The organism is Frigoribacterium sp. Leaf172 (assembly GCF_001424285.1).
Lineage (GTDB): Bacteria > Actinomycetota > Actinomycetes > Actinomycetales > Microbacteriaceae > Frigoribacterium.
The window spans coordinates 625,141-643,311 of the sequence record NZ_LMPB01000002.1; the positions used below are offsets into that span (position 1 = coordinate 625,141).

Below are 18,171 nucleotides of genomic sequence, written 5' to 3' on the forward strand. Positions count from 1 at the left end.
GCGGCCTAGGCGACGGCGAGGATGTCGATCACGAACACCAGGGTGTCGGTGGGCTCGATCTCGGCGCCCGGCTCCCCCGCGTCGCCGTACCCGTCGGCCGGGGGCACGATCACGACGACCTGCGAGCCGACCGTCTGCCCGATCATCGCCTCGGCGAATCCCGACACGACCTGGTCGGTCGAGAACGAGGCGACGCTGCCGCGTCCCCAGCTCTCGTCGAAGACCTCGCCCGTCCGCCAGGTGACCCCCTGGTACTGCACGGTGACGTTCGCCGGATCGGGCACGACCTCGCCGTCGCCCTTCTTCAGCACCTCGATCCGGAGGTCGGTCGGCGGGTCGGCGTCGGGGATGGTCACGGTGGGTCGGCCGTCGTCGGCGAGCGTCACCTCGGGGAAGCCCTCGACGGCGGCCTGAGGCTCGCCCGTGGCGCTCGTCGGCACGAGGGAGAAGGTGTCGACGACGATGACGGCCGCCGGGTTGGGCGCAGCCGTCCCCGGGGTGGCCGGCTGCATGTCCGCGGCGGACGCGACCGTCACGGTGCGCGAACCGGCCCGGGCGCACGAGAGCGCGCCTTCGATCCCCGGGACGTAGAACTGCCCGCTGATGGTCAGCTGCTCACCCGAGTCGCCCGTGTACCCGGCGGTGCTGAGCTCCGCACCGGACTCCGCGTCGAAGACGGTGATCGCCACGCGGACGACGTCGCCGACCTCGGTCGACGGGCCCGTTCCTGCGACGACCACCGTCTGCTGACTCGTCTCGGCGGCCAGCGGCGCGGCGAGCTCGATGGAGGGCTTCTCGCCGAAGCCGCCCGAGACCCGGACGGAGTCGGACTCGGCACCCGGTTCGAGACACGTCGTCGGAGTCGCCGAGACGGAGGGGGCATCGGTCGGCGCCGGGTCGGCGTCGGTCGTGCAGCCCGCCAGCAGCAGCGCGGCGATGGGCACGCACACGAGCGCCGGGACACGACCCCGTCGGAGCCGGGAGGCGCGGGTCGAGGAGGCGCGGGTCGTCTCGGTCGTGTCGGTCACGTCGGTCTCGGACTCACTGTTCGGGTCGGGTCGGGCGGAACGGGCCGACGGGACGCATCACCGCCCCGTCGCGGTCCCGTCAGCCGACCGCGAGGATGTCGATGACGAAGACGAGCGTGTCGGTCGCCGTGAACGCCGCACCCTGCGGCACGTTGTCGCCGTAGCCGTCCGCCGGCGGGATCGACACGATGGTCTGCGAGCCGACGGTATGACCGACCATGCCCTCGGCGAAGCCCGTGATGACCTGGCCGGTGCCGAAGGTCGCGGGCTCGCCGCGCTGCCAGCTCGAGTCGAACGTCTCGCCGGTCTGCCAGACGACGCCCTCGTACTGCACCGTGACGGTGTCGCCGTCCTGGACGACGGCGCCGTCGCCCTTCTTGAGGACCTCGACCTGCAGGTCGGCCGGCGGGTCGGTCTCGGGCACGGTCACCGTGGGGGCTCCGTCGTCGGCGAGCTCGACCGTCGGGAACCCGGGGGTCGGGTCCTGCGGCTCGCCGGTGGCGCGCAGAGGCGCCTCGGACGTCGCGGAGGCGCTCGGGGCGGGAGCTCCACCGGCGGTGGACTCCTCACCGGCGTCGGTGCCGCCGCACGCGGCGAGCGCGAGGACGAGGACGGGGACGGCGAGCAGGGCGAGGGGACGGCGCATGGGGATCTTCCGGTAGGTGGGGGCGGAAACTGCCGCGGCCGGTGGCGCGCCGCGAGCCTGATCAGTCTGCCGCACCGATCGGTCGGCCGGCTGAGTGCTCAGTCGGTCTGCGCGGAGTCGGCGACCGCGATGCGGGGCTCGTGCCCCACGGGGAACGCCACCGACGAGGCGATGAAGCACTTCCGGGCCGCCTCGGCGTGCAGCTCGAGCGCGCGGTCGACCATCTCGGCGGCGGCCACGGTGACCACGGGGCGCAACGTGACGGAGGTGAACCGCCCGCCGCCGTCGGCGGTCTGCGTCATGCGTCCGACGGCGGCGTCCTCGTAGGCGACGACGACGACCCCGGCGGTCGCGGCGACGTGGAGGTAGCTGAGGAGGTGGCACTGGGCCAGAGCCCCCAGGAGCAGCTCCTCGGGGTTCCAGCGATCCGCATCGCCGTGGAAGGTGCGGTCGGCGGATGCCTCGATGTCGTGCCGCTTGTCGGCGGCGCTCAGCGTGTTGTCCCGCCCGTACGACCGGTACGAGACGGTGCCGACGTCGCGGGCGCCCGTCCAGCGCAGGTCGACGGCGTAGTCGTGGTCGAGCATGGGTCCTCCTCGGTCGGTGCCGACGGTCTCGGTACACTCCCCATCATGACCGACCCGCGCCTCCTCGAGCCATCGTCCGCCGCCCGCCGCCCGCTGACGGTCGACGGGAGCGTCGAGCTGGCCGTGCTGACGCGATCGGGTCTCGACGAGAGCCGTCATCTCGGAGCCGGCGTGGTCGTCGACGCCGCCGGTTCGGTCCTCCGCGAGGTCGGCGACGTGGGCGCGTCCATCTACCCGCGGTCGTGCCTCAAGCCCCTGCAGGCCCTCACGGTCATGCGCTCGGGCGTCGCCCTGAGCGGGCCGCAGGCCGTTCTGGCCACCGCGAGCCACGCCGGCACCGCCGAGCATCTGCAGGTCGTCTCGGCCCTGCTCGAGCGGTCGGGCAGCGGCGAGGAGGACCTGCTCTGCCCGCCCGACTGGCCCGGCGACCGCGCGAGCGCCCGTCGTGCCGAGGGAGCGCGGCGCATGGCCATGAACTGCTCCGGGAAGCACGCGGCGTTCCTCCTCGCGTGCGCCGAGAACGGCTGGGACCCGACGAACTACACCGATCTCGACCACCCGCTGCAGCGGGCGGCACGCGAGACCGTCGCCGAGTTCACCGGCGAGCGGATCGATCACGCGGGGGTCGACGGATGCGGCGCACCGGTGTTCGCCACGACCATCACCGGGCTCGCGCGAGCGGTGGCGACCGTCGCGGGTGCGGCCGGCGCGCCCGGAGCGACTTCCGGCGCCCCGACCGCCGTGGACCCGGACGCTCGCGCCCTCGTGGAGGCGGTGCTGGCGGACGCGTGGGCCATCGACGGCCCGGGGCGGGCGAACACGGTCGCGATCGACGAGCTGGGCGTGTTCGCCAAGCTCGGTGCCGAGGGCGTGCTCGTCATGGGCACGGTGGACGGCATCGGGACGGCCGTCAAGATGCTCGACGGGAACCTCCGGGCCGCGACGATGGTGGCGCTGCATCTCCTCGTCGGTCAGGGCGCGGTCGACGCGGACGCGGCGGAGGCAGTCGTCGAGGCGACCCGCGAGCGCGTGCTGGGTGCGGGACGCGACGTGGGACGCATCCGGCTCTCCGACGAGCTGGTGGGCCGGCGGGGCTGACGCTCAGGCCGCGTCCGGGCATCACGCGGGTCGTCGGTCGGCGACGTCGAGCACGGACACGTAGTCGAGGTCGACGGGCACGCGACACGGTCGCCCGGCTCGTCGCGTCACCTCGGCCGAGGCGTCGAGGGCGATCTCGATGATCACGTCGGCGCCGCTCACGGCGTCGAGGTCCGCCGCGTACATCACCTCCAGCCGGTCGGCCCGCGAGCGCCGCGCCTGCAGCAGGTACCCCGAGGCGGCTGCACGGGCGAGCGGGACGGGCCCGACGACGCCGACGAGACCGCGCGCCTCGACGCAGAGCGGCCCGTCGTCGAGGACCGACGCCGCGGCGGAGAGTCGAGCGCAGGCCGCCTCGGCCTCGACGTCGACGCCACCTCGCCCGTCACGACCCTCGCCCGCCTCGGGCGCCCGGATCGGCAGCGGCACGACCGCACTCGCGACCTCGCCCCGGCCGAGCACGAGCTGGGGGCCGGCCGAGGAGGCGCGGGTCGTCAGCGCACCGGACGTCGCGTCGGTACGCGCCCGAGCGGCCCTGGCCACCGCCGCGCTGCCGGGGAACCGGCTGCGCAGCTCCGCCCGTTCTCGTCGGTGGAGGTCGTGCAGAGTCGTCGCGGTCGCCCGCATGTCGTCGTCGAACCGACGCCGCTCACGACGGGCCCGTGACGGCGAGCCGACCAGGCCGTCGATGCCCCAGAGGGCGAGGATCGCGCAGACGACGCCGAGCGCCGCCGTCAAGGCCTGGGCGCCCGAGCCCGACCAGAGCGCGGTGCCCACGACCGAGGCGAGGGCGGCGGCAGCGGCGCTGGCCACCGGGGGCGACCGGGTCGCCGGCGCACGCGGGACGACCGGGAGCTGGATCGTGAGACGGGGCGGGGGTTCGGTGGACGACATGACCCCAGGACATCAGGGTCGGTCGTCGAGCGGACGTCGGCGGCGGCTTCGTGGGGATGATCCCCGGCCGCTCGCGATCGGGGAGGAGGGATGGGAGCCGGACGACCCGTCCGCGACGACGGACCGCCGGCGACGGAGTCCTCAGCCGACGACGAAGTACTGCTCGCCGATGTCCACTCGACTCCCCCGAGCGACCCTCACCCGTGTGCCGGGCTCGAGACGCCGTGCGCGCTGATCGCGGGGCCGCACGATCGTGCCGTTTCCCGACCACCGATCGCTGAGCCAGAGGTGCCCGTCGTCCTGACCGAACTCGAGATGGGTCTTCGAGACCGAGCGCCCCGGATCGACGATGCGGATCAGCTGATCGAAGCGCTCACCGGGCTGCGGGGTCGGCGCCCGGCCGACGAGCCCGGTCCCGTCGACGGTGAAGCTCTCACCGGTGCTGAACTGGAGCACGAAGGGAGCGCCGACGGGGCCGCGTCGCACGATCCGCGTCTCATCGACGTCGTCCTCGTCGGTCGCCGCCGCCGCCGTCTGCGCCCGGGACGGCCACGCCGGCTCGGGAAGAGGCGGCAGGTCGGGCAGCTCCCGAGCGTCCACCTGGGGTGCAGGCTCGGAGGACGTCGCGTCGTCGGGCGCGTCGGCGGGAGGCACGTCGTCGGGCGCGTCCTCTGGCGACACGACGCCCGGCGACGACTCGTGGCGCCTCAGGGGGCCTCCGTGGTCGGCGCTCGGCATGACGTCCGCCGCGCTGACGTCGCCCTCCGCCCGGTCGCCGTGTTCCGCCGCCTGCTTCCGGAGGAAGGGGACGATGGGCCCCGTGAACGAGAGGGCGACGGACTGGACGACCGCTCCACAGACACCGCAGAAGATGTCGTCCTCGTGGACCTCGGCACCGCACTGGGTGCAGCGCTCGGCCTGACCGGCCGTACCGGGCTCGACGAGCGGGACGGGAGCGTCCTCGGAGTCGTCTCGCGGTTCGGTCGAATCCCTGATCGGCTCGACACGGACGGTGTCCCCGGGACCCGGCGCGGGGACGACGGCACGGGACCGGTCGCGAGCCGGTCCGGCTTCCTCCCCGACATCGGAACGGCTCGCGCCGTCCGCCCGGTCGTCGGCGGCACTGCCGCCGGTCGCGGGATGACCGTCGGCGGCTCCGTCCGAGTCGTCGTCGGGTCGCGTCCCCGCGGTGCCCTGCCCGGTCGGCTCGACCACGGGCTCGGGCTCGGGCTCGGGCTCGGGCTCGGCGCCGGGATGCTCAACGACGACGGGCAGTTCGCCCGAGGAGGAATCGCCCCCGACCGGGCCGGCCGATGTGATCGGCGTCAGCGAGGCCGTCCAGAGCGGAGCCGAGGAGGGTCGCCGACCGTCCTCTCTCGTCGTGGTCGGTTCGCGGAGCGGCGCCGGAGACGGTCGCGGCACCTCGGGCGCCGCCGGAGCCGACTCGACGACGGGAGCGAGCTCCACGTCGCCGACGCCGACCGATGCCTCGGGCGTGCGCTCGAGCCGTGACGCGGACTCGGCACTCGGGGGTGATGCCTCCGACGCGCCGTCGTGCGAGTCCCCCGCCCAGGCCGGGGGCGCATCGAGTCGCGGCACCGGATCGTCCGTCGAGGGCCCGGCGGACGGCTCTCGGACCCACCACGGCCGCTCCGAGGAGGACCGCGCATCGCGACGCGGCGGCCAGGCGGGCGCCGCGGGTTCCCTCGGCTCCGCGGAGCGGGAGGCCTCGGGTGCCGAGGTGTCGACCCCGGAGAGTGTCCGACCGCACTCGCCGCAGATCATCGCACCGACGGGCAACGGACTGGCACAGGTGGGGCACTGCATGCGGAAGGGACCTCTAGCGTTCGGGACGTGTCCCGCCATGGTAACGGCGGAGTGAACGCAACGAGACCGCCGCCCTCGCACGCTGCCATCTCGTCTTCCCGGACCCGAGCGCCCTCCGCATGTCGGAGACGGCGCTCCAGACGCGATCGGCGTCGTCCGACGCCGGTCCGCCCGGGGCGAAGGTCGCCCGATCGGCGACCCGCGCGAGCACGGCCGGCCGGGAGCCCCCGACGATCGCCGCGAACTCGCCGCGCGTGGCGGCGGCGGGCGTCTCGACGCCGTGATCCACCGCGGCATCTCGGAACTCCTGCCAGCCGCCGACGATGCGGGACGTCGGATCGGGGTGCCGCATCCTCCTCCGCCGACGCCGGGCCTTCGCGGCGACGATCGCCAGGAACGGCGATGCCACCAGGGCCAGCACGACGGCGCCGACCCCGACCGCGCGGAGCACGAGCCGAGCCACGGCCAGCCACGCCGCGGGGGCCTCCGGGGACTCCTGGTCGGCCTGCGGAGGCGTCTGCTCGTCTCTCAGCTGGGGTTCGTCCGGCGGGGGCTGCACGACCGACTCCGGCCTCTGGAGGCGGTTCGGGTCGAGGAGTCGATCATCGGGGATGCGGCGCTCGTCGGGGACGGGATCGATCGCGACCCAGCCGTACTCGGCCGTGTCCACCTCGATCCACGCCGTGACGTCGCCGCCCCGGACGGCGACCGCCTCCGTCCCCGCGGAGGCGGCCTCCGGGACGAAGCCCATGACCACGCGCGCGGGGAAACCGAGCTCGCCGGCCATCAACGCGGCCGCGGCCGCGTACTGCTCCGCGTCGCCGATCATCACCGGATCCGTGAAGAGCTCCGCCAGCCGGTCGGCCCCGTGTCCCGACCGGCTGGCCGGCTCGTCGGAGGAGACCCCGTGACTGATGTAGCCGTCTTCGCGGAGCGCCCCGAGAGCCGCCTGGAGACGAGCCCCCGGGCCCTCCACTCCGCGGACGTCGCCTGCGAGCGAGTCGATCAGCTCGGTGGGCACCGCCTGGGCCGCCGGGACGGTCGCAGCACCGGGCGTCACCGTCTCGAGGGCCTCGGCCGTGGGCTGCGGCGCCAGCACGGCGTCGATGCGGTACGAGTCGCCGGCGTCGAGGCCCCCGTCGACCGCCGCGGTGCCGCTGACGTCGTTGTAGACGAAGCCGGAGCGGAGGGTCGAGGCGTCCGACCCGTCGAAGGCGATCGATCGGAGCCTGCCGACGGTCGGCAGCCAGACTCCCTCGTACGATCCGACCTCGACCGACAGGGTGGTCGCCGTACCCGGCGACGCGCTCTGGTCGACGCTCGCGGGGACGCGGTCGAAGGTGCCGGATTCGCTCGAGACCTCGGCGCTCCCGACGGTGTACGCGACGCCGTCGTACGTGTCGAGGGTCGCGAGGCGGAGGAGAGCACCCTCCTCCAGTCCGCTGACGGAGAAGAGCGTCTCGTCCACGGCGGACTCCTGCTCGTAGACCCGGAGTCGGGTCAGCGGACTGACGAGACGCCGCGGGTCGAAGGGGGCCTCGACGATCGAGCGGGCGACCGTCCGCGGCGACGACGGCGGAGCCGCCTCGACGACCGCGGCGGCCGCCGCGCCGGCGACCAGGAGCGTGACGATCGTGCCGGCGACGGCGCGCACGGCGACGGCCCGGTGACCCGACGTCCGGACGGATCGCGCGCCTCCTTCGAGAGAGAGGACGGCCTGACGTCGGCGGTGCAGACGCCACCCGAGGGACCAGACCACGGCGGCGACGACGAGAGCGACGCCCGTGAGGGTCGGCACCCAGGCGTCCTCGGGCCCGAGCACGATGCCGGCCAGGAAGACCACGACGGGGGCGACGACGGCGACCTCCCCTCGACGGGATCGGAGTGCCACGCTGAGACCGACGACCGTCGCGAGCAGGAGGAGGACGAACGCCGGGACCAGCAGCGCCTCGTAGCTGCCGACGGGCAGCGTGATCGTGACGAGGCGCTTCCAGCCGAGGGCGGTCGCCGCCACCAGCTCCGCCAGACCCGTCGCGGTCGGGAGCACCCCGGAAGCGGCCTCGCTCGGGACCGCCAGCGGGACGCCGAGCAGGAGGAAGACGGCCATCGTCGCGACGAGGACCGCGAAGCTCGACGATCGGAGGACGGCGCCGGCGATGGCGATCACCGTCCCGACGGCCACGGTGACGACGACGAGCAGGACGAACTCCCGGCTCCGATAGACGGGCCACAGCGTGGAGGCGGCGACCAGGGTCATCACGGCGTACGACGAGGTGACGGACGCCACGAAGGAGGCGCGCGGTCGTGTCCCCGGACGCTCCGGCGTCCGTCGCCCGGCCTGCCGGACGGGGTTCTCGCCCTGACTCACGACGCCGCCGCCCGCGCCAGGGACTGGCGGAGATCGTCGAGGTAGCCGATGGTCAGAACCGTCAGATCGGCGAGTCGGCGGACCCCGGGCGCGCCGTCGGGGTCGCAGACGATCGCGACGACCTCGACCCCAAGCGGCAGGTGCAGGGCGGCGGAGCGCAGCGCCGACAGGGTCGTGGTCGACCCCACGACGAGGAACGCCACGGAGACGCCGGTCACCTGACCGCCGGTCACCCGTGCCACGTCGGCGATGGTCAGCGCCGAGTCGGCCCGCTCGACCACGGCGAGGCCGTCGAGCAGGCGCGTCCGGGTCACGGTGTCCAACGTCAGCACGGCCAGCGTCTTGCGTCTCGCGAAGTCGGGGGTGCGTTCGCCCACCACCACCGTGAGATCGCGGCCGTCGCCGATCGCCCGCCCGCCGAGGGAGCCGACCACGCTCACGGCGAGCTCGAACTCGTCGTCGGCGGCGAAGTCCGCCCGCGCCAGGCTCAAGGCGACGACCAAGTGCGACCGACGGCTCTGCTCGAACTGGCGGACCATGTAGGCGCCCGTCTTGGCGGTGGACCGCCAGTGGATGTGGCGCCGCTCGTCTCCGGGAACGTAGTCGCGGATCGCATGGAACGAGAGGTCGTCGGGGGCGAGGTCCCGAGTCGGGCTGCCCTCGAGATCGCGGACGAAGCCCGTGCTGGTGCTCGGGATCCCGATCGTCGCGGGATGCACGACGACCTCGCGAGGCGTCGTCCACTCGACCACTCGGCGGACGAGCCCGACGGCGTCGCCCCTGACCGTCCGGGCCGGACCGATCCGCATCACGCCCCGCCGATCCGTCGGGACCGGAAAGGACTCGGTGACGGTGTCGCCCGGCCGGATCCCCGGCAGCTGGACCTCCAGGAGCCCCTCCGCGACGGGGAGCTCGACCCTCACGCCGAGGAGGCGACGCCGGGTCGGATTCGCGACCCGCACCTCCCCCATCGCCGACTGCCCCACGGCCACGCGGTCGTGCGGGAGGTCGACCGTGATCTCGGCGGCGGAACGGCCGACCAGGAAGACGGCGGCGAACAGCATCATCGCGAGAGCCGCGACGGCGATCGCGAGCAGCTCGACCCACCCGAGCACGTACCCTCCGACGAGGCCGACGGGCACGATGAGCAGGACCGTCCAGCCGAGCGGGGTCACGATCGCCGAGGCGGACCGGCGTGCGGTGGCGAGTCCGCGACGGACGGCGGCCAGCGTCTTCACCAGGACGACGAGCAGATCGGCCAGCGGCCCGGTGCGGTCGCCGACGAGGCGCGCGCGGACATTGGTCGGACCCGCCGTCCCGGTCGGGAACCGGGCGTCGGTCTTCGTGTCGGCACGCCTGTGACGGTCGTCGGCTGAGAGGGGCGCGCTCACACGGCGGACCGTTCGGCCGGCGGCGGCGTCTCGAGCAGGAGCTGCGCGACGACGCTCGCCGGGGTCACCCCGTCGAACTCGGCTTCGGGGTCGAGCACGATGCGGTGCGCGAGGACCGGTCCGGCGAGCGCCTTGACGTCGTCGGGGACGACGTAGTGCCGCCCCAGCGAGGCCGCGTAGGTCTTCGCACAGCGGACCAGGGCCAGGGCGCCCCGGACGCTGACGCCGAGGCGCACCTCGTCGGCCGTGCGCGTGGCCTCGACCAGTCGCGCCACGTAGTCGTTGATGCTCGGTTCGACGTGCACCGTCCGCGCCAGGACCGCCATCTCGGTCACGACGTCGGCTCGGACGACGGCGGGGATCGTCCCGTCGTGCACCCGGGTCGCCGCACCCGCGAGGATGCGGACCGTCGCGGCGTGGTCCGGGTAGCCGATGGAGGTCTTCATGATGAAGCGATCGAGCTGCGCCTCGGGGAGCCGGTAGGTGCCGGCCTGCTCGACGGGGTTCTGCGTCGCGATGACCATGAAGGGACGACCGACGTCGTGACTCACGCCGTCGACGGTGACCCGCCCCTCCTCCATGACCTCGAGGAGGGCCGACTGCGTCTTCGGGCTCGCTCGGTTGATCTCGTCGGCCAGCACGACATGGGCGAAGATCGGACCGCGGTGGAACTCGAACTCGCCTCGCCTCTGGTCGTAGACGCTGACGCCGGTGATGTCGCCGGGCAGCAGGTCGGGGGTGAACTGGATCCGGCTGCTGGTGCCCTGGACGGTCTGCGCGATGGCCCGGGCGAGGGACGTCTTGCCCGTGCCGGGGAAGTCCTCGAGGAGGAGATGGCCTTCGCTGAGCATCGCCGTGAACGAGAGCCGCACCACGAAGGACTTCCCGAGCAGCACCTGATCGACACCGGCGACCAGGCGCCCGAACACATCGGAGAACCAGGAGGCCTGCTCGGGGGTCATGCTCATTCGATCGATCGCTCTCTGGTCAGGGGGTGGGGCCGGTCGAGTCCGGTTCCGTGTCGGGTGCGGGGTCGCAGATCCCGGTCGCGCCGCCGGGATCGGTGTGCACCCCCGCGACCGTGGCCTTGACCGACACCGACGCGGCGCCGGCGGGGACGATCCCCGTCAGCTCCGTCGACCTGCCGACGGGCGCCCCGGCTGCTCCGTCGGCGGATGACGGACCGAAGTAGGTCACCTCCACGGACGTTACGGGCGAACCGGCGTTGCGCGGAGCCGACGCACCGAGGGGGGCTCCGACCGTGCACGACGCGACGACCGCCCGCGTGTCGACGGGGACGACGGTCGCCGGGCTCGAGACCGGACCGCACTCGTTCCTCGTCTGACCCGCCCGACAGGCCTGGAGCGTGAGCGTGATCGGGACCCCGAAGCCGTTGTCGTCGTCGACGAATCCACCCTCCGTCACGGTCCGCCAGGCCCCGTCGCCCACGCGGTACTGGTAGAAGTCGACCGCACCCGTGGCGGCGAGCCCCTGGACGCGGGCCTTGAACTGCCCGTCCGGGCCGCGGTACTCCACGCCCCAGGTGCCGCCGGCGCGACCCGGAGGAGTGACGGACTCGGCTGCGGCTCCTGCGCTCGAGCAGAAGACGCCGTTCGACGCCACCACGGTGTAGGTGTAACCGGCATCGCGCTCGGGCGTCTCGCTGTACGTCGTCGACGAGAGTCCGGATGCCACCCGGGTGCCCGTCGCCGCGCAGCCGGTGACGGTCGACCCCGTCGGCGATCGGTAGACGTCGTAGCGGGGCGCCGATCCCCCGGCCGTGGCCGGTGCCGTCCACGAGATCGAGATCTGGTTGCGCGTCGCCCCCGCCCGGACGGAGAAGGCGCCGGGGACGCCGACGGCCGTGGCGCGCACGGCGCTGCTGCGGGACCAGTCGGTCGAGCTCGTCACCTGCGCACGGTTCGAGGCGAAGACCCGGACGTCGTAGCGACCGCCGGGCACGAGCCCGGCGACGGTCGTCGACGTCGAGAGGGTGGACTGGACGCCGGGGGCGCCGCTGCCGGTGATCTCCACCGAGTACCCCGTCACGGCCGTCCCCCCGGCGGGGCGCGGGACGGCGGACCAGCTGACGTCGAGAGCGCCCGGCGTCGTCGCGGAGGGGAGCACCTGCACGTTCGCGGGCGCCGCCGGGACGAAGTCCGCACGGTAGGGCTCGCTCGCCGCGCTGGGCTCGCTCGTTCCGACGGCGTTGGCGGCCACGACCGAGAAGCGGAACGTCTGCTCGGGATCGAGATCGGTGAGCGTGCACACCGTCGACAGGCCGCAATCCCGTGAATAGGTCGTGCCGGCCGAGCCCACGCCGTCGATCCGGAAGCCGCGCAACGGCGAGTTGTTCGCGACGGGGGCGGCGTACGAGAGGGTCAGCTGCCCTCCCGTGAAGCCCCCGATGCGGACCGGCGCGACGGGAGTGCCGGGGACGTCCTGGACGGAGATCGTCACGTTGCCCCAGACGGCTCTCGACGGATCGCCGGTGGCATCCACGACCTGGTACTGGACGTTCGCGTCGACGGGCGCCGCCGAGTCGCTCACGGACACGGACAGGGTGCCGCCGTCGGCGCTCGGTGTGACCGAGACGCCTGCCGGGAGGGCCGAGCCGCTCAGACCGCGGATGCCCGACACCCGCAGCCTCTGGCCGGGGAACGGGTTCCGGGCCTGATCGTTGGCCAGCACGTCGAGGGAGGCGCTCCGCCCCCTGGCGACCACGACCGAGTCCGGCGCCGGAGCCACGAGGGGTCGAGTCGAGCCGACGACGGCCAGCCGCACCGCGCCTCCTCGGCCCGTCGCTGCCGCGTCCGCCACCGTGACGGGCAGCGTGCGCGTGGTGCCCTTCGACGTCGACGCGCCCGCCGTCACCGTCAGCTCCCGACCCGAGAGGTCGAAGGAGAATCCCTGGCCCGACGGCCGCCCCAGGGCGAAGCGGAGTTCGTCGAGGTCGTCGGGATAGGGGTAGGTGGTGAGCCTCGCGAGGTCGATGGTGCGCGACTGCCCGGGCTCGAGGTCGAGAGAGGTCCCGGTGAAGACGGGAGGCTGGTTCTCGCGAGGCGTCACCGTGATGGGCAGGACGAGCGTGGAGGTCCGGCCGTCCGGGTCGTCCGCGGAGCGTCCGTCCGTGACCTCGAACGAGAGGGAGGCCACTCCGAAGAAGAGATCCGCCGAGGTGAACCGCAGAGTGGTGTCGTCGACCACGAGGTCGTCGCCGTTCGCGTGGGTGGCCCGTACGGAGCCGGAGTCGGTCAAGCGCACACCGCGGTCGCCCGCGGCTATGACGTAGTCGTCGAGGTCGATGTCGACGGGGGTCTCGCTGACGACCGTGATGGAGGGCGCGGATCGATCGAGTTGCGGCAGCGCGTCATCGAAGCCGGGCACGCGGATGAAGGCGAGGGCCCTGACCGTGGGATCGTCCGGATGGGCGACCCAGAACGGGATGATCTGAGCGGCGTCGGTCACGGTGACCCGGATGCGCCGCTGGTCGGTCACGCTCGCCGTGTCGCCGTAGCCGGGCTCGAGCCCGAGTCCCGAACGGGACACGGGACCGTCGGCGGAGAAGACGTTCGCCAGCACGTCGACGTCGACCGTCGACCGCCCCCGGATGTCGCGGAGATCGAGCACCGTGTCGTCCACCAGCGGAGGCGTCAGCGCGGCGTCGGGATCGACCGTGACGGTCACGAAGCTCGAGCTGGTGCCGCCTCGGGCGTTCTCGACCGTGTAGACCACCCCGTAGCGCCCCGGTGTCGTCGGCGGCGTGACGGACACCAGCTCGCCGTCGACGATCTCGGCGCCCACCTCCTCGCCTGCGGTCTCCACGCCCGTCACCGACAGGTCGCCCCCATCAGGATCCGAGTCGTTGTCGAGCACCCGCACGGCGATCGATCCACCGGGGCGCATGCTGACGTCGTCCTCGATCGCCACCGGAGAGCGCGATCCCTCGGCTGGAGCCGAGATGCCGATGCGCACCGTCCCGGTGGCCCTCGCGCCGAGGGCGTCGACGACGGAGTACTCGAACGAGTCCGTTCCGGCCGAGTAGGGCCCCGCCTCGTAGTCGAGGCGATCGACGCCCGACATCGTGACCGCTCCCTTCTCCGGGTTGCTGCCCACGCCGACGAGCTGCACGCTGTCGCCGTCCGGGTCGATGCCGTCGAGCGGGACGGCGAGCCGGACGGTCTCGCCGGTCACCACCCGCGCCGTCACCGTCTCGGGAACCGGGGAGGCGTTCGTCGCGGCGTCGATCTCGCGCACCGTGATCGTGATCTGGGCATCCGCGGTCTGACCGTCCTCGCCGACGGCCGTGTAGACGGCCGTCACGATCCCGGGGGTCGTCGGGGCGAGGTACCGGAGTCGATCTCCGGAGGCAAAGAGCAATCCCCCTCCTGCCGGGACGTCCCTCCGCAGGTCGTGCGCGAGCGAGACGTCGTCGCCATCGGGCTGCTCGTCGTTGGCCAGGACGTCGATGTCGACGACGTCACCGACCCTCACCGTCGCCTGGTCGTCCGTCGCGACCGGCGGCTGCGTCTGCTGGCGGCGCGGGATCTCCACGACCGTGACGCTCCCGACGGCCGACGCCAGGCCGTTCGTGACCGTGTAGGAGAAATCGACCGGTCCGTCGTCGAGGGGGCCGGTGAGGGTCACGCGGACGAACCGCTGGTCGAGGGTCTCGACTCGCAGTCCGCTCGACGGCTGCACGCCGGAGGTGGCGGTCACCAGCAGGACGTTCCCGGCCGGGTCGCGGTCGGTCGCCGCGATGTCGACGGTCTGGCTGCTCAGGGTCTCGACGAACACCGTCTTGGGAGTCGTCACCGGGGGGCTGTTCACGTCGGGCGGCGTCTGCACCTCGACCCGGATCGTGCCGGTGGCCGTCTGATCGCCGTCGGTGACCGTGTACTCCAGGTTGTGAGTCCGGACCTCGTCGCTGCTGAAGAGGAAGGTCCCCGCGTCGTAGCTCGCCGCGATGTCGGTGCCGTCCTGCTGCGGCACGCTGTTGAGCGTCACCGGCCCCGTGCCCCCGTGCGCGTACACCAGGGGTCGCACGGTCGTCTGCTGACCCGCGTAGGCCTGGACGGCGAACGAGTCCGCCGTCAACGGAGTGTCGCCCGGGGGCGAGACCGTGATCCGCAGGAGGCCGTTCGACTCGGAGCGCCCGTCGGAGACCGTCAGTGCCACCTCGATCGTCGCCGGCCCCTCACCGGCGTCCTGATAGACCACGTCGCCGTCGGGGGTGAACGACACCCGGTCGGCGGCCGAGGCGGAGGTCAGGTAGAAGGCGTCGCCGTCCGGATCCACCCAGTCGCCCAGGACCGGCGTCGTGACGCGCCCTGCGGACGCCACCTCGACGGTGGACTGCCGGACCTGCACCGGCGCTCGGTTGTCGTCGGCGGTCGCCACGTCGATGGTCACGGTCGCGGTGTCCTGTCCGCCGCGACCGTCGGAGATCGTGTAGTCGAACGTGACCGGCCCGGTCGCTTCGCGGCTCAGGGTCAGGAGGAGCCGCTGTCGATCGCCGACGACGTCCAGTCGACCGATCGACCGGTCGAGGCCCGAGACCTCGTCGATGATCAACGGATCCCCGTTCGGGTCGGAGTCGTTCAGGAGGACGGCCAGGGTCGTCGCCCGGCCGGGGCGTGCCCCCAGAGCGTCGTCGACGGCGACCGGGGCCTTCTGATCGGGGTCGAGCTCGAGGGTGTCGTCTCCGACGTCGTCCTCATCGTCCTGGGGCCGGTCGTCCTTCTCGAGCAGATCGTCCCAGTTGTCGATGAGGCGGCCGTCCGACTGGACGGCCCAGCTGCGTCCGCTGACCGGATCGTTCAGCACCGCCCGACGACCGTTGAGCTGATAGGTCGGCTCGGCATCGCGGGGCATGCCCTCGAGCTCGCTGAGACCTCCTCGCGCCGACGAGCAGGAGCTCCACTCGCCCCCGTCCGACCAGGCCGCCCGGGCGCAGCCGTCGACGACGACCGGGCGCGCAGGCACCCCGGACCGGTCAGCGACGGGCTCGGAGACCCGGCCACCGGCGAACGCCACCGAGAGCAGACCGGCTGAGGTGCCCACCATGACCGAGTCGCCGCCGGCGCTGCTCCGCTGCAGCGCGAGACCGCCGTCCGGTGTGGTGGGCAGGTCGACGACCCGACCGTCGACGAACAACTCGCCCGTCAGCGTGTCGAGGAGGACCCGATGGGGGCCGACGGACGCCACCTGGTACGGCCCCTCCCCCGTCGTCGCCACGGGCTCGGACGAGACGACGTCCAAGCCCCCGGCGCCGTCGATGGTCGACAGCGTCCGGTTCGCCGCCGAGAACGCCACGACCACTCCCGCCGGCGTCGAGTCGACGACGACGTCGCGGCCGAGGCTCAGCTCCGCCGGCGCGTCCGTGGAGAACGAGGCGAGCTCGGATGACGGCGTCGACCACAGGTCCCCCGTGCCGCCCGACACGACGACGGCCCGGCCGGGGGCGAGGAGCACCTCGGGCCGCTCAGGCGGCAGCGGCGTGCTGACGTCGGCCGTCGCGGTGGCGGGGTCGACCACACCCACCGTCGCGGTCGTCCGATCGACGAGCACGACGGCGTCGCCGTTCTGCTCGACCGCGATGTCGGACCCCTGGCTCCGCACCGCGGTGTTCAGCTCGCCGACATCCGGATTGGCGCGACCGATGGCGGAGCGCGAGCCGTTGGCCACCCAGACGGTGCCGTCGTCGAGATCGACACGCCGCTGCTCGTAGCCCCCGCTGACCACGGAGACCCCTGCGACCAGACCCACGATGAGGACGCTGCTCAACGCCGTCGCCGTCTTCGACCGGTTGACCCGGACCCAGTCGACGATGCGGCTCATCCGCCGACCCCGGACGCGCACGCCTCGGCGCTCGGCGGGCCCGTCCGCCCGTCCCGATTGACGCTGACCGTGACGCAGACCTGAGCACGGCCGTCGGCGTCGCCGACGACGAAGCGCGACGCGGTCTGCTGGCTCGTGTCGCCGCCCGCCGCCGTGTCGGTGACGATGACGTAGGTGTCACCGGCCAGCAGGCCCGGGTCGTCCCATTCGAAGAGGACGGAGCCGTCGTCACGTGTCGCCACGACGTCGGTGACCCGCGGGATCTCGTCGGGATCGGAACGGACGAGCACCAGGGTCCCCGCTGCTCCGAGGCCGATGACGACCACCGCCGCCGCCACGAGCAGCCACACGGCGGCCAGGCCGGCGCCACTGCGAAGCGGTCGACGTCGGGACGAGCCGGTGCCGCGAGGCAGGGCTCGGCCGCCGATGGTCCCCGTCCCGTGGACGGCCTCGGCCTGAGCCGCGGTCACCCGACGACGACGACGACGTCGACTCGCCGAACCGGCGGGAGCAGCCCCCCGCAGGCGCGTCCGGTCCTCGAGATCGGCCACCGTCGCCAGCGCCCAGTCGTCCACGGCGACCTCGATCGGCGTCGGCGAGACGCCGAGCTCGTTCTCGACCTGCTGCAGTTCGCGGATGAGCTCGAGGACGCTCGAGGGACGGTGCTCGGCACGCCGTGACATCGCCCTCGCGAGGACGCGTTCGAGGCTCGGGGGGACGTCCGTCCGCCCCGTGGGCGCCAGGCGGGCCTTGTCGATGCGGCCGATGAGGTCCGACGCGGTGTTCTTCTCGCTGCCGAGGATCTCGAAGGGGCTGCGGCCGGCCAGAAGCGAGTAGACCGTGGCGCCGAGGGACCAGACCTCGGACTCGATCGTGCCGCCCGTCTCGTCCAGGAGCACCTCGGGCGCCGACCAGGGGATCGACATCCCCACCACGTCGTTCGGCTGGCTCTCGCCGAGCGAGGCGGCGATGCCGAAGTCGGACAGGACGGGATGGCCGTAGGCGGTCATGAGGATGTTCGAGGGCTTGATGTCACGATGCAGGACACCCTGACGGTGAGCCGTCTCGACGGCGCTGCCGATCTTGACGCCGATGCGGAGGACGTCGGCGACGGGGATGCGGTCGTGCCGGTACCGCTCGCTGAGCGACGACGAGCAGAGCTCCATGACGAGATACGGTCTGCCGTCGGCGGAGACGCTCGCCTGGTAGACGGTGAGGATGGAGGGATGCGAGCTCAACTGGGCCATGAGATTCGCCTCGGCCTGGAACATGTGCCGGACCTGATCGTCGACGACCTCGCTCAGCATCACCTTCACCGCCACCTGGCGCCGGGGCATGTTCTGCTCGTAGAGGAACACGTCGGCGAAACCGCCGGACCCGAGCACGCGGACGGGGCTGAAACCGGGCAGCACAGGAGGCTGGGACGGCAGTCGTCGTGCCACGTCGCCCTCCTGGAAGGTCAGCCGGATGTCACTCGTCGGGTCGGTCCGAC

General features: G+C 73.0%; 11 protein-coding genes. 1 reads left to right on the forward strand and 10 read right to left on the reverse strand.

Going from position 1 to position 18,171, the window contains the following annotated elements; translation table 11 throughout:
• Positions 1-5: 5 nt before the first annotated feature.
• From ASF89_RS09205 to ASF89_RS09215, 3 genes are all read right to left on the reverse strand, one after another.
• Positions 6-1,028 (reverse strand): FKBP-type peptidyl-prolyl cis-trans isomerase, encoded by a 1,023-nt coding sequence (locus ASF89_RS09205; RefSeq protein ID WP_082489907.1) that lies wholly within the window; start codon positions 1,026-1,028, stop codon positions 6-8.
• Positions 1,029-1,107: 79 nt separating this feature from the next.
• Positions 1,108-1,674, reverse strand: coding sequence for an FKBP-type peptidyl-prolyl cis-trans isomerase (locus ASF89_RS09210; protein ID WP_055814035.1), 567 nt, complete (start codon positions 1,672-1,674; stop codon positions 1,108-1,110).
• 98 nt (positions 1,675-1,772) lie between these two features.
• Entirely contained in the window at positions 1,773-2,261 is a 489-nt protein-coding gene (locus ASF89_RS09215) for an OsmC family protein (protein ID WP_055798358.1), read from the reverse strand.
• 45 nt (positions 2,262-2,306) lie between these two features.
• Here ASF89_RS09215 and ASF89_RS09220 point away from each other — a divergent pair, with 45 nt between their 5' ends.
• Positions 2,307-3,359, forward strand: coding sequence for an asparaginase (locus ASF89_RS09220; RefSeq protein ID WP_055814878.1), 1,053 nt, complete (start codon positions 2,307-2,309; stop codon positions 3,357-3,359).
• A gap of 21 nt (positions 3,360-3,380) precedes the next feature.
• On the opposite strand, the gene ASF89_RS09225 is transcribed toward ASF89_RS09220, so the two are convergent.
• From ASF89_RS09225 to ASF89_RS09255, 7 genes are all read right to left on the reverse strand, one after another.
• Positions 3,381-4,253: a hypothetical protein gene (locus ASF89_RS09225; protein ID WP_055814038.1), complete on the reverse strand. Its 873-nt coding sequence runs from the start codon at positions 4,251-4,253 to the stop codon at positions 3,381-3,383.
• A 141-nt stretch (positions 4,254-4,394) separates the two neighbouring features.
• Positions 4,395-5,852 carry an FHA domain-containing protein gene (locus ASF89_RS09230; RefSeq protein WP_055814041.1) on the reverse strand — a complete coding sequence of 486 codons (1,458 nt, stop codon included), beginning with the start codon at positions 5,850-5,852 and terminating at the stop codon, positions 4,395-4,397.
• A 241-nt stretch (positions 5,853-6,093) separates the two neighbouring features.
• Positions 6,094-8,367 (reverse strand): transglutaminase-like domain-containing protein, encoded by a 2,274-nt coding sequence (locus ASF89_RS09235; protein WP_055814044.1) that lies wholly within the window; start codon positions 8,365-8,367, stop codon positions 6,094-6,096.
• Positions 8,368-8,444: 77 nt separating this feature from the next.
• Positions 8,445-9,839, reverse strand: coding sequence for a DUF58 domain-containing protein (locus tag ASF89_RS09240; RefSeq protein ID WP_082489908.1), 1,395 nt, complete (start codon positions 9,837-9,839; stop codon positions 8,445-8,447).
• Positions 9,836-10,807 carry a MoxR family ATPase gene (locus ASF89_RS09245; RefSeq protein WP_055814047.1) on the reverse strand — a complete coding sequence of 324 codons (972 nt, stop codon included), beginning with the start codon at positions 10,805-10,807 and terminating at the stop codon, positions 9,836-9,838. Before ASF89_RS09245 ends, ASF89_RS09240 begins: the two co-directional genes overlap by 4 nt.
• A 19-nt stretch (positions 10,808-10,826) precedes the next feature.
• On the reverse strand, positions 10,827-16,679 hold the full coding sequence (locus ASF89_RS09250; RefSeq protein WP_156463363.1) for an Ig-like domain-containing protein: 5,853 nt from the start codon (positions 16,677-16,679) through the stop codon (positions 10,827-10,829).
• Positions 16,676-18,121 carry a serine/threonine-protein kinase gene (locus ASF89_RS09255; RefSeq protein WP_082475114.1) on the reverse strand — a complete coding sequence of 482 codons (1,446 nt, stop codon included), beginning with the start codon at positions 18,119-18,121 and terminating at the stop codon, positions 16,676-16,678. The genes ASF89_RS09250 and ASF89_RS09255 overlap by 4 nt, the downstream gene beginning before the upstream one ends.
• Positions 18,122-18,171 lie beyond the last annotated feature (50 nt).

What these genes read in the sequence shown, in the direction of transcription:
- ASF89_RS09210 (WP_055814035.1), bottom strand. Translation starts at nt 1,674, where the DNA reads ATGCGCCGTCCCCTCGCCCTGCTCGCCGTCCCCGTCCTCGTCCTCGCG.
- ASF89_RS09215 (WP_055798358.1), bottom strand. Translation starts at nt 2,261, where the DNA reads ATGCTCGACCACGACTACGCCGTCGACCTGCGCTGGACGGGCGCCCGC.
- ASF89_RS09220 (WP_055814878.1), top strand. Translation starts at nt 2,307, where the DNA reads ATGACCGACCCGCGCCTCCTCGAGCCATCGTCCGCCGCCCGCCGCCCG.
- ASF89_RS09225 (WP_055814038.1), bottom strand. Translation starts at nt 4,253, where the DNA reads ATGTCGTCCACCGAACCCCCGCCCCGTCTCACGATCCAGCTCCCGGTC.
- ASF89_RS09245 (WP_055814047.1), bottom strand. Translation starts at nt 10,807, where the DNA reads ATGAGCATGACCCCCGAGCAGGCCTCCTGGTTCTCCGATGTGTTCGGG.
- ASF89_RS09250 (WP_156463363.1), bottom strand. Translation starts at nt 16,679, where the DNA reads ATGAGCCGCATCGTCGACTGGGTCCGGGTCAACCGGTCGAAGACGGCG.